This window comes from Candidatus Phyllobacterium onerii (assembly GCF_028331445.1).
In the GTDB taxonomy this organism is placed as follows: domain Bacteria; phylum Pseudomonadota; class Alphaproteobacteria; order Rhizobiales; family Rhizobiaceae; genus Phyllobacterium; species Phyllobacterium onerii.
In genome coordinates this window covers 260948-275232 of sequence record NZ_JAQMHX010000003.1, presented here as the reverse complement: position 1 = coordinate 275232, position 14285 = coordinate 260948, and the positions used below count along the sequence as shown (strand labels likewise).

The following is a 14285-nucleotide window of genomic DNA, read 5'->3' as shown; positions in this document are numbered from 1 at the left end:
AATAGCTTTTTTCAAATAGTTCATTGCTTGTGAATGGTACTGAAAAATGGTACTCAATTTATGAAGCGTAAACACCATATTACCTTGGTGCAGATTTTCGCTCGTCCAGTCAGTGGTTCAGTTCGCTGGGTAGATGTGGAAGCATTGTTTGTCGGTCTCGGTGCTGAAGTCAGCGAAAGAGAAGGCTCGCGTGTCGGTGTCGTTTCATTTGGCGAAGTTCGAGGGTTTCACCGCCCGCATCCGTCGCCGGATACAGACAAGGGTGCAATTGCGAGCATCAGAAAATGGCTGGAAAGCCATGGAGTGGAGCCATGAAAAATGTGATTGATATCGACGGTCACAAAGCGGTCGTTTCGCTTGATCCGGAAATCGGCATGATCCGTGGAGAATTTCTCGGATTGTCCGGTGGGGCCGATTTTTACGCGAGGAGCGTCGATGATCTGATTGTCGAGGGTCGTAAGTCGCTCAAGGTTTTTCTTGAGATGTGTGCTGAGAAAGGCATTCCTCCATTTCGAGAATTCTCTGGTCGTTTCAATGTACGCCTTGCTGCGGAAGTTCACGAAGCTGCCGTCTTGGCAGCTGCTGCAGAAAACAAAAGTCTCAATGAATGGGTAGCCGACGCGATCGAGGCAGCTGCTCGCGCCGCATGATCTGCCCCTCCTGACATATTTTTTTACCTGAATTTCCATTGTTGAATCATTGGGGACTTGTCAGCGAATCAACTCTCTGATTCTTTAGGGACAAGCGTTAACTGATTTGAGTCGGCTGGTTTTGCCAGTCTCGGGTATCTGCGGTCCCGGCCGCCGGATGTACGCGGACTCATGTCTGTTTTCAGCTTTGATGGGGAAGTGTTCGAGGGGTTGCCTTCATGGCGAAAAAGCATGTTGCGGTGCTGATGGGTGGCTTTTCATCGGAGCGTCCGGTGTCGCTGTCATCCGGCAATTCATGCGCCGATGCTTTGGAGGCCGAGGGCTATACCGTAACCCGCGTCGACGTTACTCGCGATATCGCCAGTGTGTTGCAAGAACTCAAGCCTGATGTCGCCTTCAATGCGTTGCATGGGCCGTTCGGCGAAGATGGCACCATCCAGGGCATTCTGGAATATCTCGAAATTCCCTACACGCATTCAGGCGTGCTCGCATCTGCTCTCGCGATGAACAAGGAGCAGGCGAAGATCGTCGCCAAAGCGGCTGGTATTCCCGTGGCTGAAGCCAAGACCATGAACCGCCTGGACTTTACCTCAAGGCATCCGATGAAGCCGCCTTACGTCGTGAAGCCCGTAAGTGAGGGTTCCAGTTTTGGTGTCGTCATCGTCAAGGAGGATCAGTCGCATCCGCCGCAGATCATCACCTCTGCAGAGTGGAAGTATGGCGATAGCGTTATGGTCGAACGCTACATATATGGGCGCGAATTGACCTGTGCCGTCATGGGTGATGTAGCCATTGGCGTATGTGAAATCATCCCGGTTGGACACCAGTTCTATGATTATGATTCAAAATATGTTGCAGGCGGATCAAATCATGAGGTTCCCGCTAAAATTTCACTAAAAATTTACCAAAAAATACAAACACTGGCACTCAAGGCGCATCAGGCAATTGGATGTAAAGGGATTAGCCGGTCGGACTTCCGTTACGACGACCGTTTTTCCGAAGATGGCGAGCTGATCTGGCTGGAAGTCAACACCCAGCCAGGCATGACTCCCACCTCTCTCGTGCCTGATATCGCCAAAGCTGCGGGGCATACCTTCGGTGAATTGTTGAGTTGGATGGTGGAGGACGCATCGTGTTTGCGTTGAAGGGCAAAAATGTGCACCCGCGGGGTGCTGTGCCGGTGTCTTCGGGCAGGTCGGCGGCATTTGGCCGTTTCCGGATCGTCCTGCCAAAAATCCTGCGCAAGCCCGTTCGCGTTCTTGCGCGCACGATCGAAGGCGAAGTCACCATTCCGAACCATGTTGGGACATTCGGTGCCCTGGCTTTTCTGGCTTTGACTGGTGCTTACGGCGCGATCCTTGGCGGTCATGCGCCCGAAGTGGTCAAAGTTACAACCTCGACGTTCGGCTTCGCCATTGAAGATGTGAAGGTCGTCGGCAACAAGGAAACGTCTGAAATCGACGTTCTCGGCGCTCTTGGTCTTGATGGCGAGACATCGCTGGTCGGCTTGAGTGCTGCTGATGCTCAAAAGGCTGTAGCTGGATTGCCTTGGGTCGAATCCGTCGATGTGTTTAAGGTCTATCCGAACACGATCCAGATTTCGATCCACGAGCGCACCGCCTTGGCGGTGTGGCAGAATGGCGACCAGCTTTCGGTGATCGATGCCGATGGCCGCATGATCGTACCTTTCAGTGGCGGTCGCAGTGCTTCATTGCCGGTTGTCATAGGCGCCGGTGCTGACAAACAGGCAAAGCTTCTCCTGACGCAGATGGCTGCCTTCCCGCAAATCGCCGCCGAGGTAAAGGCCTATCAGCGGGTCGGAGATCGCCGTTGGGATCTGGTGCTGAAGAACGGCGTGAGCCTGATGCTCCCGGAATCCCGCATCGACCAAGCCCTGACTGATTTGGCCAATATGGACAGCAAGGCGGGGCTTCTGTCTCGCGATATTGCATCGGTCGATATGCGCCTGACGGACCGCGTGGTTGTCAGGCTGACGCCGGAAGCAATGGTACAGCGTGTTGAGTATTTGAAGGCCCGTGACAAGGCGCCCAAGCGTTCGGAGAAGCGTGCATGAGTATTCTGAACGGAAAAGGTTCATCGACAGGAGCGCCATCCGCCAAGCGGACGCGCTCGTTGACAGTTCTGGACATCGGTTCGAGCAAGGTCTGCTGCATCATCGCGCGTTTGCGTCCGCGTGAGGAAAGCGCGCATCTGCCAGGCCGTACACATCGCATCGAAGTTTTGGGAATTGGCCACCAGAAGTCGCGCGGCATCAAGTCAGGCGTCATCGTCAATCTGGATGCAGCCGAGCAGGCGATCCGTCTTGCCGTCGATGCCGCGGAGCGTATGGCGGGTCTCACGGTCGACTCGATGATCGTCAATATTTCGGCGGGCCGCCTGAAGAGTGAGAGCTTTTCCGCCAGCATCAATCTCGGCGGCCATGAGGTTGATCAGTCGGACATCCGCCGGGTGCTTGCAGCCGGTGCCAAGCAGGCGCTCGCCGCTGAACGTCATCTCGTGCATTCGCTACCGATCGCCTACGGGCTCGATGGTGAACGCGGCATTCGTGATCCGCTTGGCATGATCGGTGATACGCTAGGCGTCGAAATGCATGTCCTGACCGCCGACGCAGCGCCGCTGCGCAATCTTGAGCTCTGCGTCAATCGCTGTCATTTGTCTGTCGAGGCGATGATCGCAACGCCCTATGCCAGTGGTCTTTCAGCACTCGTCGATGATGAGGCCGAGATGGGCGCGGCCTGCATCGACATGGGTGGCGGCACAACAACGATTTCCGTGTTCTCCGAAGGCAAATTCATCCACGCAGATGCCATTGCCATTGGCGGCAATCATGTGACCATGGATGTTGCGCGCGGCCTTTCCGCCCATATGGACGACGCGGAGCGTCTGAAGGTCATGCACGGTTCCGCCCTGCCAAGTGCTGCCGATGACCGGGACATGATCAGTGTCTCGCCGCTCGGCAACGATGCACGCGATGTTCCCAATCAATATCCACGCGCGGTTCTGACCCGCATCATACGTGCCCGAGTCGAGGAAACGCTGGAACTCGCGCGTGACCGCCTCAACCAGTCCGGCTACGGCCAGATTGTCGGCAAGCGCGTGGTGCTTACGGGCGGCGCCAGTCAGTTGGCGGGATTGCCGGAGGCGGCACGCCGCATTCTGGCTCGCAATGTGCGTATTGGCCGTCCTCTTGGTGTCACGGGGCTTCCCGAGGCTGCCAAGGGTCCGGCTTTCTCTGCAGCGGTTGGTCTTCTGATTTATCCGCAAGTGGCAGGAATTGAAGAGCGTTCTGTAAAGGCTGGTTCATCTTCCTTGATGACAGGCACAGGTGGGCGTTTTCAGCGTATCGGCCAATGGCTGAAAGAGAGTTTTTGACTACTGCGCCGCGCGTCCTTCGGGACGCGTAAAGGTCGCAGTAGCGAGTTGAAACAGCCCATTCGTAGAATGGGCAGGCGGGGAAACCCAAAAAAACACCGCAGCGGCGAGGCGGTAGAGACGAAAAGGAACGAAACAAATGAGTATCAATCTGCAAAAGCCGGACATTACCGAGCTTAAGCCACGGATCACCGTATTCGGTGTTGGCGGTGGTGGTGGCAACGCGGTCAATAACATGATCAATGCCGGTTTGCGCGGTGTTGAATTCGTTGTGGCCAATACCGACGCACAGGCGCTGTCGCAGTCGAAGGCTGAACGTCTGGTTCAGCTTGGTGCCGCCGTGACCGAAGGCCTTGGAGCAGGCTCGCAGCCGGAAGTCGGCCGCGCAGCAGCCGAAGAATGCATCGACGAGATCAACGATCATCTCCAGGGCACGCACATGTGCTTCGTCACTGCCGGCATGGGTGGCGGCACCGGTACCGGCGCCGCACCAGTCGTAGCCCGGGCGGCGCGCGAAAAGGGTATTTTGACTGTTGGCGTCGTCACCAAGCCCTTCCATTTCGAAGGTCAGCGCCGCATGCGCACCGCCGATATGGGCATTGCTGATCTGCAGAAGAACGTCGATACGCTCATCGTCATTCCGAACCAGAACCTCTTCCGCATTGCCAATGACAAGACGACCTTTGCCGATGCCTTTGCGATGGCCGATCAGGTTCTCTACTCCGGTGTTGCCTGCATCACCGATCTGATGGTGAAGGAAGGCCTGATCAATCTCGACTTTGCCGACGTTCGTTCGGTCATGCGCGAGATGGGCAAGGCGATGATGGGGACCGGTGAAGCATCTGGCGATGGCCGCGCGATGGCTGCCGCGGAAGCTGCCATTGCCAATCCGCTGCTCGATGAAACCTCCATGCGTGGCGCCAAGGGTCTGCTGATTTCGATCACCGGTGGTCGCGACATGACGCTCTTTGAAGTCGATGAGGCTGCAACTCGTATCCGTGAGGAAGTTGACCAGGATGCCAATATCATCCTCGGCGCTACCTTCGACGAAAGCCTTGAAGGCATCATCCGCGTTTCTGTCGTGGCAACTGGCATCGATAAGCAGATTGGAGAGTCGGCGCCCGCGCCGATCGAATTTCGCCAGCCTCTGAAGCCCATTGCCAAGCCAGCGCAGCAGGCCGCCGCAAGTACAAATGCACGTCCGGTTGTTCAGCAGCCGGCCGCACGGGTAGCGGACCCTGTAGCCGATGCGATCCGCGCTGCGGAGCAGGAGGTGGTGCAGCGTGCTCCACAGCCCGCCGAGGAATTCCGTCCACAGAGCCGCATTTTCCAGGCTCCGGCGCCGGAAGTCTTTGATGCTCCCTTCGCTGCCACGCCCCAGGCTCCAGTGCATCAGCCTGCCCCGCAGCCACAGATGCAGGCGGCACCGGCACCGCAGCCGGCTGCCCCGCGCATGCCGAATGTCGCTGACTTCCCGCCTGTGGTTCAGGCAGAACTCAACGCCCGCGAGATGGGAAGCCGTGAGAACAATCGTGAGCCTTCCTATGACAGCCAGGAAGACCGTGGGCCGATGGGTCTTCTTAAGCGCCTCACTGCCGGTTTGACCCGCCGCGAAGACGACACCGCCCGGCTAGAACCAGCGCAGCCGCGTGAACCCGCAATGCGTCCGGTCGAACAGCGCCGGCCGCTTTCGCAAGACGCGTCGATCTATGCGCCACGCCGTGGACAGCTCGACGAGCAGGGCCGCGTTCAGCCACAGGCGCGCCAGGCTTCCGAAGACGATCAGCTTGAAATCCCGGCTTTCCTTCGCCGTCAGGCCAACTGATCTGATCACGGATTGTTAAAGGATATGAATTCCGCCATTGCCTCAATGGCGGAATTTTTCTTTCAAGCCATTGAAAGGCCAAAGAAACGACTTAGCTGATGGCGTAGTGGTTTCGTTACAAACGTCGCGAAACCGTGATTTTGCTTCATGGGATGTCGACTGTATCTTGCGCCGCAAAATAACGATGAGCGATGCTGATTCCAGAAGCGTGCAGCGCCGCAAGTTAATGTCGAAAACCTGATGGACGATCCGGCGCGGTACATGGGCACGAGGTTTCAATTGCGCGACTACCAGACAACGATTGCCGAGCGAACAACGCTTTCAGGAGCTGGCGTGCACAGCGGTGCGCCGGTGACGATTGCCTTCGTGCCAGCCGATCCCGATACGGGCATCGTGTTCCACAGGCTCGACGGAAGTGGCACCAGCCACGAGATCAAGGCGCTTGTATCTGAAGTCGGGACGACCGACCTGTCGACCACGCTTGCCAATAGGGCAGGGGTGACAATCAGCACAGTCGAGCACGTCATGGCAGCCATCGCCGGTTCGGGCATCGACAACATGGTCATCGAGATCAATGGCCCGGAAGTGCCAATTCTCGACGGAACATCATCGGTGTTCCTCGACGCGTTCGAGCAGGCCGGTTTTGTGCGGCAAGCGGCGAAGCGCCGTTTCATCCGTATCCTCAAGACATCGCGCATCGAGGCCGGGGCATCCTGGGCCGAGTTCCGTCCTTATGATGGAACGCGTTATGAGGTCGAAATCGATTTTGAGACGCCGGTCATCGGCCGGCAGAAATTTGCCGCCGATATGGATGAGACGGTTTTCCGCACGGAAATTTCACGGGCTCGCACCTTCGGTTTCATGCGCGACGTGGAAAAGCTCTGGGCTGCGGGCCTGGCGCTGGGTTCATCACTCGATAATTCGCTGGTCATCGGCGATGATCACTCCGTCATCAATCCGGGTGGCCTTCGCTACAAGGATGAGTTTGTCCGTCACAAGGCACTGGACGCCATCGGCGATCTTGCCCTCGCTGGCGCGCCGTTCATTGGCTGCTTCCGCTCGTATCGCGGCGGGCACCGGCTGAATGCTGCGGCGCTCCGCGCGCTCCTGTCCGATCATACGGCGTTCGAGATCGTCGAAATGGCTGGTAAACGCGGCCAATCGCGCGGCGCATCGCTTGTCGCCGTCAACGCTCCCGTCTTCGCGCCCTGGGCGATCTGAAACCTCTCAGTATGCTGGTATCGCATTGTGCACCGCTTGCAGCATTATCGATGCAAGGCGTGCGGTTGCCGGATCTGATTGCGCTTGCGATCGATGAAGAACGCTGGTCACCAACTGCCAACCAGTGATCTGCTGACCGGAGTAGACACCAGGCGCGCCAGGGTAGCCACGCGCTGTCGGCGAAATGTCGGTCGGTTCGGAGATGATCAAACCGCCGTCGCTCGCCCGCTGCCCATAGTATTCAGCGTTCCGTGCGTTGGGAACATCGCCCGGCTGCCGCGAGCGCAGTCGGGTCAGGGGCGCCATACGGTGCTTCAGGGACAGGGCGCCGAGGTGCGTGGCGGTAAACAAAGGATCGGTAGTCATATGCTAACTCCATGTTGTTGACAGAGATATTGGGAGGTAGACGAACAGGGATTGGCGCGCTGGAACGTGAAACCGGTATACCGTTTTCACGTTATAATGGACGTGTCGTCCGCCGGTGCCGCTCATCTTTAGTTTCCCGAAACCAGCTTGAGTCCGATAACGCCTGCCAAAATGAGAAGAATGCAGAGTATCCTCAACGGTTCGGCTGAATCTCCCAGCACGGCAATTCCCATAATGGCGGTGCCCGCCGCGCCAATTCCGGTCCAGACGGCGTAGCCGGTTCCAACTGGCAGCGTGCGGAGCGAGAGCGACAGAAGAAAGACACTCGACAGGCCGGTGGCGACGGTAAGCAGTGCTGGTATCAATCGCGTGAAACCGTCAGACCACTTCATGCAGAAGGCGAATGCGATTTCGATGATTCCCGCGATACTAAGTAGTACCCATGCCATAGTCGGATCCGTTCGTTGATTTCGCCAGCGTTGTGGCCGGTCGAGGGTTCTATTATCAGGCAACCGAACCACCTCGGGTTCAATCCCTGGGATAGCTTTCAAACCAGCCATTCCTTGAAGAGGTGAGAACTGACCATTGGAGATTTCTATGGGTCAAGCTCCCGCCCATGGGGTATTCAAGCTTTGCCAGCAGCAGCGGGTGTCGACCGGAAGCCAATTCCGAACCGGTTGAAGGCGTTCATCAAGCCGATCGCATATGTTAGATCAGCAAGTTCTTTATCGCCGAATTCGGCAGCGGCCGCTTCATAGTCAGAATCGGGAATGCCGGTTTCGGCCACGCGCGTTACGGTTTCCGCCCAGGCAAGCGCGCTGCGTTCGCGGGTACTGAATACGTCACCCGCATCGCGCCATACCGGTACCAATACGAGCTTGTCTACCGTCAGGCCATTTTTGAGAAGGTCGCGCGAATGCATGTCGATGCAATATGCGCAGCCATTTATTTGCGAAACTCGAAGGTACACAAGGTCGATCAGTTGTTTCGGGAGGCCACTTTTTTGAATTGTGACGTAAACCCCTCCGAAAGCCTTGTAACCTTCAGGTGAAGCTTTGGCATAGTCGATGCGATTACTCATGACGAATCCTTATGTTTGCTAGATCAAGAATTCATCGTGCTGCATCTTGGTCTATGTTAGAAGGTCCATGATCCGTCATCAGTACTGGGCCATAATCCTCTCAGTTCTCAGCTCCACTGCCCCTACCAAGGGAATGTGCGGAGGCAGAGCGTCAGAGCTGCACAGAGGATCGGCAGAACGGATACGACTGGTGCTGATTGCACCAAATCTTGAGGGAAACCCGACCACAGGGGTCAATGCCATGGCAATTAAATCGCTTAATACGTTAGCTGCACAGCACTTACGTCCTCGGCCGACACCGCAGTATTTTCGTTAAAGAGTGTCTCGGAAAAACCCATGCTATGAGCGAGCAGTCCCTGGCGAAAATAGAAACGCTGAGCCAGTGCTTTGTGCAAACCCGTATCTAGGACCAAATGTCCGCAGCTTAATTCTCGTGCATATGCGCGCGCTACAGAAAGTAGTTTTACTCCAATGCCATCATTTCGATACTTTTGATGTACCACCAGGTCGTCAACATAGACGAATCGCCCATACAACAGATTTTCCTGCAAGCGATAACCGATGACCCCTTCAATTCGACCGTCACACCACGCTGCTGACAAACGAAATCCCTGTTCACGTTGACGCATAACTTGTCGAACGAACGAATCGGTATCTGTCAAGTGTGGGCGTAACTCCATCAAAACGGCGTGACACGCACTGATATCTGTGAGCTGCTCGATACTTCTAACCTCAACATACTGGCCCATGGTCATGACGAATCCTTAAATTTACGGTCGAAGGACTCTATCGTGCTGCGTCTTGATCTGCCTTAGAAGGTCCATGATCCATCTTGGGTGCTATGGCATGAGGGGGGCCTGTCTTTATACCGGCTACTGCCCCTCAATCAGCTTCAAGATGCGTTTCCCGAGATTTTCGGCCACGCGTTGAGAGACAATATTCGTGAAATTGAGAAGCAAGGCCGATGCTCCATCGTCAGCCATCGTCCAATCCGTTAATGCTTCGGCGTACAGGCCGTCTTCTCGCATGCGCGCAGAAAGCAGGCGATCTGACTGATGGGCCTGCAATCGCAAGATGAGGTGCATTCCCCCCGGTTGGGAATCAATTCGCATGTGCTTCCCGAGCACGCTTTCCAGGCCCGCTGCTGTCACTTCCCGACGCTCGGCATAAAGCTTGCGCATTCGCTGGATATGGCGCGCGAAATGGCCTTCCGTTATGAAGGCAGCGACCATGGCTTGAGTAAGCTGGGGGCTGCCCCCTGCCAAAGCTTGGCTGATTTGCTCAAACCGCTCGATTTCCGTTTCCGGCACAACAAGATAGGCAAGCCGAATGCCCGGAAAAAGCACCTTGCTGAAGGTGCCTGAATAAAGGACCCGCCCATCACGATCCAAGCTCTTCAATGCGGGCAGGGGACGACTAACATATCGATACTCTCCGTCGTAATCGTCTTCAATGACCCATGCTCTATTTCGCGCGGCCCAATCTAATAGCGCCAAACGCCGGGGTAGGGATAAAGACACGCACAGCGGACTTTGGTGTGCAGGCGTGACCACAGCCGCGCGCGCGCGTGGCGCCGCTTTAACTCCTTCGGAAATGACCACGCCCTCCCGATCTACTGGCACCTGGATGGCTGCAATAGTCATATGTCCCAGGATTTCTCGTGTGGGCGGGTATCCGGGGTTTTCAAGCCAGACGCGATCTCCTGCCTTCAACAACGCGTGAACAATCAACTCAATGGTATGACGGTATCCCGATGTCACGAATACCTGAGATGGCGAGCAGGCAATACCACGCGAAATTTGGAGATATGCGGCGATCTCGGCGCGTAGTACCTGCAAGCCGTATACTGAGGGGTGGACCATGTCAGATGGCTGCATGGCACGCACACACCGCGCACCCAACCGCGCCCAGATCTTTCGAGGAAACGCATCCAAGGCAGGCAGGCCCATTTGAAACGGCAGAATGGAATCCGGACGAAAACTAACGGCAGCAATGCCGCTATTGGACGGGGGCATCGGGCTTGGAATAGGCGTTTGCGGTTTGAGGCCTGGTGTCACAATGGTCCCCGCCTGGCCGCGAGCTTCAATGTACCCCTCAGCGGCCAACAAGGAATATGCTGCCTCAATAGTCCCTCTTGCCAAACCCAATTCTTTGGTCAGCGCCCGTGCCGAGGGTATCCGGTCACCCGGCTTCAACAATCCGCTGGCGATGGCGGTGCGAAACCGATCGTAGATCTGTCGGTAGAAAGGTGCGGCGGCCGCTGGATCCAACGGCGAGATGGTGCTGGTCTTCGCGTGGGTCATGGGCCAGTCAATTTTCCAGATGAGTTAAAAGCCACTGTACCATAGTGCACACTCATGGTTCAGTTCTAATTTCCATTCATGGACCTTTGGTGCTGGCCACTGGGTTTGTAGGATGAATGCTCCATTCGTGCTTCAAATCTGTCGTGCAGAGTTCGGGCGTGAGCGGCAAAAACCTAGCAGAACTCGGAAATGGATAGATGATGAAAATCTTGCATGTTAGTTGCAGCCCTCGCGGGCAAGCCGCCGAGAGCTATCGGCTCTCCCAGAAAATCATCGGCTTCATGCTTCAGAAGGAGCCCACGGCTATCCTGGTAAATCGAGTGATCGGTGGCGGCACCATACCGCCCGTCGATGAAGACTACGCTATTTCTCAAGGATCCTCCGCGGACGTATCCCAGGAAGCTTCGATGGCCCGGTCTGAAGAGCTCATTCTGGAACTGGAGAGCTCGGACGTTGTGGTGATCAGCACGCCCATGCACAATTTGACGGTACCCGCCACCCTGAAGGTTTGGATCGACCATATCGTTCGAGCGCGCCGGACATTCAGTATGACCGCGGAAGGAAAAGTAGGCACGCTGCGCGACCGTCCCGTTTTTGTCGCCATAGCCTCGGGCGGACGATTTTCTGGGGAGCGCGCGCGTCAACCGGATTTTCTAACCCCGTATCTAAAAGCCATTCTGGGCATGGTCGGACTGCATGATCTGACTTTCTTCTCCGTTCAAGGGACAGGTTCAGGTCCGGATGCCGTAGCGGAAACCAGAACCAGGACAGACCAGGCGCTGCAAGAGTATTTCTCTTCGTTTTATCCCCGCGCTCAGCAGGTCGATCGGAGTGTGCCAGCGAACGCCCGGTAGACGTCAAATAATCCAACTTTGTGAAGGCTCATCGTTCTCTTAACGAAACGCGGATCTCACAATACAATACAAGGATTTTAGTGATGAATAATCATACACACTACGCAAAGACTTCGCCTGCAGGTGACAAGAATTTCGGAGAAGTGCGGCTTCAGCGCCGACCTCCAATGAAATCCAACTTTGTTTGGGCCATGCCTATGGCCGCTCTGTTTTTTATGGGCAATGGCAGCGGCGCATTCGCCGATACTAGCGACGTCAAAGGTCCGGCGCCGGTGGTCGTGGCAAAGTCAGGCGAACATTGCAAAGATGATCCGAACTGCTTCAACCGCATTCATTACGCGGTGAAGCCTGTTGCCCATGTACAGCCCGGCCAGACATTCATACTTGAAACCCGCGACGGGCTTGATTCTGACCTGAATTTCCTGTCGACGCCCGAAGACGTCGCGGCCGTAGACCTCGACCGTTGCCATCCGCTGACCGGCCCTGTCTATATTGAGGGAGCCAAGAAAGGCGACTCCATCGAGGTGACGGTAATGGACATCGCGCCGGATGATTTCGGTACGACCACGATCGTGCCGGGCTTCGGTTTCTTACGGGATGTATTTACCGAACCGTACATCGTTCACTGGGAGCTGAATCGCCTTGAAGCGCATTCGAAGGACATGCCGGGAATTTCGGTCCCGATGAATGCGTTCATGGGCACCGTGGGCGTACTCCCTGACAAGCCCGAGCTCGACAAATGGCTGAAGCGGGAGAAGGCGCTGGCAGATGCAGGCGGGGCCGTCTTGACACCGCAACCGGTCGATGCCCTGCCGGCTGATCTCTGCGGCGTCGATGGCACAAACAAGGATGAGTGCGTGCGGACCGTCCCGCCGCGCGAGAATGGCGGCAATATTGACTCCAAGGAAACTGTCGTTGGCACCACGCTGCACTTCCCCTGCTTCATCGATGGCTGCGGACTCTTTGCCGGCGACGTTCATTTCGCTATGGGCGGCGGCGAGGTCGCTGGCACCGCGATCGAGATGGGGGGCAGGGTAACACTCAAGGCCAAAGTGACCAAGGGCGGCGCTTCGCTGCTTTCGACTGTGCATTTCGAAGGCGGCTCGCAGCTCAAGGACCTCGCTCCATCGAGTTTCTACGCGATCTCCGGGCTGTCGCTTAAGCCCGAAGGTGAGTTGCCGGTGTTTGCCACCTATCTTGGCGGCGAAAAGATTGCGCCACTTGCCAATCTCTCGGAGGATTTAACCCTCGCAGCACGCAATGCCACGCTCAACATGATTGATTTTCTGGTCAAGACGAAAGGGCTAACTCCCGAACAGGCTTACGTGCTGACCAGTGTGGCCGTCGATCTTAATATAGCGCAGGTCGTCGATGTGCCGAACATGGGTGTTACGGCGATCCTCAATCGCGACGTGTTCAAGGAGCAATGAGGATGGATAGGCGCGCTTTGCTGACACTGGGAACAGGTTTGGCCGTATCTGTGCTGACCGGATATACGCCGGCTATCATGGCCACCGACAAGCACAAAGGCCCTGCCGGGCTTTTGTTCGCCGATATGGAACCGGACGGCCTGACGAAGACCTACCGAAAATACCGCCTTCTGATCATCGGCCAGCGCGATGACGGCAAAGCCACCGCTATCGCCCAATCGGTGGTCGATGTTCTGGCGCGCTTTCTACCTGCCTCGCGCTCCAGGCTGGTCCGTGCTGAAGACACGAGGCGTATCGGCGTGCTCATCGGCACACATCAACAGGATATTGGTATCATGACGAAGGACGGCGCCGAGGCGCTCTTTCTCGCCAAGGCACCGTTCACCGATATTCGCAACGTGCCGCTAAGGTCCATTGTCTCGTTCGGAAGCCACGTCCTGGTCTGCCGGACGGATTTTGTGGCACGCCACTCTTACCTCGTAGCCCACACATTGGTGGAGCACCAAGACTTACTCCCCACACCTGCCGACGCACCGAGCGGAATTGTCCCGGTGCACCCAGGATCACAGGCCTATTTCGATCCAACTTGACCAGACGTTTTCTAGGCATACGAAGTGAGGCATTAAACGATGCCAAGAAGGGTATATACGAGGCTACCGCGCTCAATCTTGGGGCACTCCAACATCATCATGTGCGGCGGGTTTCTTTGCCACCTCACTGGCTCCGGCAGTGTGGAAAGCGGCATTCGCGACGCGTTTTGGGAACTCGGCGTCAGCAGGGCGACGGTCTGGCGCTAACAGTGAGCTTCTTCCGGAAAAGCTGCTTCGTCGTGCCCGCATCGGGGCAGGGCTGCTCGAGCAAGCGGCAATGGCACCGTTCGTCTACGGTGCGCCATGTGGGCCGTCACCTTTGCCATGGCAATCAAGAATGTCCGCGGGGCTCTTGCATTCGCACTACAGAGCTTCAATCAGACGGCCCGGCTCTTCTCCCTCGCGGCCATCGCGGCGGCCCAGAAGCTATCAGAAGGAGCCCCGCTTGATTGCAGCAGTCGACCACATTGCGTGGCGACTAGCGCAAAGGTCAGGTCCCTTCAGGATTGAGTGGCACCGAGCCGACGGCGGCGAAATCTCATAATTAAAGGCAAGAAATGACGTCCAGCGCA

General features: G+C 56.5%; 15 protein-coding genes. 10 read left to right on the top strand and 5 right to left on the bottom strand.

Translation table 11 applies throughout. The features are described 5' to 3' along the window. Positions 1-33: 33 nt before the first annotated feature. The 7 genes from PHA01_RS09380 (at position 34) to lpxC (ending at position 7089) form a co-directional block, all read left to right on the top strand. Positions 34-315: a type II toxin-antitoxin system HicA family toxin gene (locus PHA01_RS09380; protein ID WP_271894729.1), complete on the top strand. Its 282-nt coding sequence runs from the start codon at positions 34-36 to the stop codon at positions 313-315. Next, positions 312-650, top strand: a complete 339-nt coding sequence (locus PHA01_RS09375) for a type II toxin-antitoxin system HicB family antitoxin (protein ID WP_262292772.1) — start codon at positions 312-314, stop codon at positions 648-650. Before PHA01_RS09380 ends, PHA01_RS09375 begins: the two co-directional genes overlap by 4 nt. A 218-nt stretch (positions 651-868) precedes the next feature. Then, a complete protein-coding gene (locus PHA01_RS09370) occupies positions 869-1795 on the top strand; it encodes a D-alanine--D-alanine ligase (protein WP_271894728.1) in 927 nt (308 codons plus the stop codon). After that, positions 1783-2724: a cell division protein FtsQ/DivIB gene (locus PHA01_RS09365; RefSeq protein ID WP_271894727.1), complete on the top strand. Its 942-nt coding sequence runs from the start codon at positions 1783-1785 to the stop codon at positions 2722-2724. The genes PHA01_RS09370 and PHA01_RS09365 overlap by 13 nt, the downstream gene beginning before the upstream one ends. Further along, positions 2721-4043 (top strand): cell division protein FtsA, encoded by a 1323-nt coding sequence (ftsA, locus tag PHA01_RS09360; protein ID WP_114428601.1) that lies wholly within the window; start codon positions 2721-2723, stop codon positions 4041-4043. The genes PHA01_RS09365 and ftsA overlap by 4 nt, the downstream gene beginning before the upstream one ends. Positions 4044-4182: 139 nt before the next feature. Continuing rightward, positions 4183-5868 carry a cell division protein FtsZ gene (ftsZ, locus tag PHA01_RS09355; protein ID WP_271894726.1) on the top strand — a complete coding sequence of 562 codons (1686 nt, stop codon included), beginning with the start codon at positions 4183-4185 and terminating at the stop codon, positions 5866-5868. Between the two features lie 240 nt (positions 5869-6108). Then, positions 6109-7089: a UDP-3-O-acyl-N-acetylglucosamine deacetylase gene (lpxC, locus tag PHA01_RS09350; RefSeq protein ID WP_417020941.1), complete on the top strand. Its 981-nt coding sequence runs from the start codon at positions 6109-6111 to the stop codon at positions 7087-7089. A gap of 6 nt (positions 7090-7095) precedes the next feature. Here lpxC and PHA01_RS09345 read toward each other — a convergent pair whose 3' ends face one another. From PHA01_RS09345 to pdxR, 5 genes are all read right to left on the bottom strand, one after another. Then, complete coding sequence (locus PHA01_RS09345; protein WP_271894725.1) at positions 7096-7455, bottom strand: oxidoreductase; 360 nt, start codon at positions 7453-7455, stop codon at positions 7096-7098. Between the two features lie 128 nt (positions 7456-7583). After that, on the bottom strand, positions 7584-7904 hold the full coding sequence (locus PHA01_RS09340) for an SMR family transporter (RefSeq protein WP_271894724.1): 321 nt from the start codon (positions 7902-7904) through the stop codon (positions 7584-7586). 176 nt (positions 7905-8080) lie between these two features. Continuing rightward, positions 8081-8536, bottom strand: a complete 456-nt coding sequence (locus PHA01_RS09335) for a carboxymuconolactone decarboxylase family protein (RefSeq protein ID WP_271894723.1) — start codon at positions 8534-8536, stop codon at positions 8081-8083. 257 nt (positions 8537-8793) lie between these two features. Then, the gene (locus tag PHA01_RS09330) at positions 8794-9291 is read right to left on the bottom strand and encodes a GNAT family N-acetyltransferase (protein WP_271894722.1); all 498 of its coding nucleotides are present in this window, start codon (positions 9289-9291) and stop codon (positions 8794-8796) included. Positions 9292-9408: 117 nt separating this feature from the next. Beyond that, entirely contained in the window at positions 9409-10839 is a 1431-nt protein-coding gene (gene pdxR / locus PHA01_RS09325) for a MocR-like pyridoxine biosynthesis transcription factor PdxR (RefSeq protein WP_271894721.1), read from the bottom strand. A 197-nt stretch (positions 10840-11036) separates the two neighbouring features. Here pdxR and PHA01_RS09320 point away from each other — a divergent pair, with 197 nt between their 5' ends. The 3 genes from PHA01_RS09320 (at position 11037) to PHA01_RS09310 (ending at position 13713) form a co-directional block, all read left to right on the top strand. Further along, positions 11037-11693, top strand: a complete 657-nt coding sequence (locus PHA01_RS09320) for an FMN-dependent NADH-azoreductase (protein ID WP_271894720.1) — start codon at positions 11037-11039, stop codon at positions 11691-11693. Between the two features lie 83 nt (positions 11694-11776). Next, positions 11777-13123 (top strand): acetamidase/formamidase family protein, encoded by a 1347-nt coding sequence (locus tag PHA01_RS09315; RefSeq protein WP_271894719.1) that lies wholly within the window; start codon positions 11777-11779, stop codon positions 13121-13123. A gap of 2 nt (positions 13124-13125) precedes the next feature. Beyond that, entirely contained in the window at positions 13126-13713 is a 588-nt protein-coding gene (locus PHA01_RS09310) for a hypothetical protein (protein ID WP_271894718.1), read from the top strand. The last annotated feature ends 572 nt before the right edge of the window (positions 13714-14285 follow it).

Excerpts from the sequence above, each read along its gene's own strand:
- lpxC (WP_417020941.1), top strand. The coding sequence starts at position 6,109 with ATGGACGATCCGGCGCGGTACATGGGCACGAGGTTTCAATTGCGCGAC.
- PHA01_RS09340 (WP_271894724.1), bottom strand. The coding sequence starts at position 7,904 with ATGGCATGGGTACTACTTAGTATCGCGGGAATCATCGAAATCGCATTC.
- ftsZ (WP_271894726.1), top strand. The coding sequence starts at position 4,183 with ATGAGTATCAATCTGCAAAAGCCGGACATTACCGAGCTTAAGCCACGG.
- PHA01_RS09335 (WP_271894723.1), bottom strand. The coding sequence starts at position 8,536 with ATGAGTAATCGCATCGACTATGCCAAAGCTTCACCTGAAGGTTACAAG.
- ftsA (WP_114428601.1), top strand. The coding sequence starts at position 2,721 with ATGAGTATTCTGAACGGAAAAGGTTCATCGACAGGAGCGCCATCCGCC.
- PHA01_RS09370 (WP_271894728.1), top strand. The coding sequence starts at position 869 with ATGGCGAAAAAGCATGTTGCGGTGCTGATGGGTGGCTTTTCATCGGAG.
- PHA01_RS09320 (WP_271894720.1), top strand. The coding sequence starts at position 11,037 with ATGATGAAAATCTTGCATGTTAGTTGCAGCCCTCGCGGGCAAGCCGCC.
- PHA01_RS09380 (WP_271894729.1), top strand. The coding sequence starts at position 34 with ATGGTACTGAAAAATGGTACTCAATTTATGAAGCGTAAACACCATATT.
- PHA01_RS09315 (WP_271894719.1), top strand. The coding sequence starts at position 11,777 with ATGAATAATCATACACACTACGCAAAGACTTCGCCTGCAGGTGACAAG.
- PHA01_RS09375 (WP_262292772.1), top strand. The coding sequence starts at position 312 with ATGAAAAATGTGATTGATATCGACGGTCACAAAGCGGTCGTTTCGCTT.
- pdxR (WP_271894721.1), bottom strand. The coding sequence starts at position 10,839 with ATGACCCACGCGAAGACCAGCACCATCTCGCCGTTGGATCCAGCGGCC.
- PHA01_RS09330 (WP_271894722.1), bottom strand. The coding sequence starts at position 9,291 with ATGACCATGGGCCAGTATGTTGAGGTTAGAAGTATCGAGCAGCTCACA.
- PHA01_RS09310 (WP_271894718.1), top strand. The coding sequence starts at position 13,126 with ATGGATAGGCGCGCTTTGCTGACACTGGGAACAGGTTTGGCCGTATCT.
- PHA01_RS09345 (WP_271894725.1), bottom strand. The coding sequence starts at position 7,455 with ATGACTACCGATCCTTTGTTTACCGCCACGCACCTCGGCGCCCTGTCC.